Annotated in this window: 1 protein-coding gene; it reads right to left on the bottom strand. The window is 63.5% G+C overall.

Annotation, left to right across the window (positions count from 1 at the left end):
• A partial coding sequence (locus LV457_RS19995; protein WP_232173284.1) for an MFS transporter occupies positions 1 to 548 on the bottom strand: 548 nt, incomplete at both ends.

Raw genomic sequence — 548 nt, 5'->3', positions numbered from 1 at the left:
AGTGCCCGGATGTGCGCCGGAAAGAGCTCGGACTTCACCAACGCGTTGATGGACGTGTAGCCGGTGAGGATGACGTATCCCACACCCATCAGCGCGAACGACGTGACGGGCGAGGTGGTTTCAGGCAACAAGGTAATCAGCACGTATGTATACAAGACGCCGCCGATACCGAAGAACACCAGCAGCGGCTTCCGGCCCACCTTGTCGGACAAGAGCCCACCGACGGGCTGCAGCAGCATCAGGAAGATCAACCCGAGCAGGTTGATCCACGTGCCGGTCATCCCCTCGCCCTTGTACGCGGTCTTGACGATCGCAGGGGCATTGACGCTGTAGGTGTAGAACGCGATCGTGCCGCCCATCGTGATGAGGAAGCACAGCAGCAGCGGCCGCCAGTACGTCGTGAACAACGCCCGCAGCGACCCGGCGCCCGGATCCCGGCCCTCGGCGACCTCGCTGAGTACCTCTTCGGACAGCGACTCGTCCATGGTCCGCCGCAGCCAGAACACGACCACCGCCGCCACACCGCCGATCGCAAAGCCGATCCGCCA

It is taken from the genome of Mycobacterium sp. MYCO198283, assembly GCF_021213805.1.
GTDB lineage: Bacteria > Actinomycetota > Actinomycetes > Mycobacteriales > Mycobacteriaceae > Mycobacterium.
The sequence above is the reverse complement of the archived record's forward strand: the minus strand, read 5'-3'. Positions and strand labels throughout refer to the sequence as shown.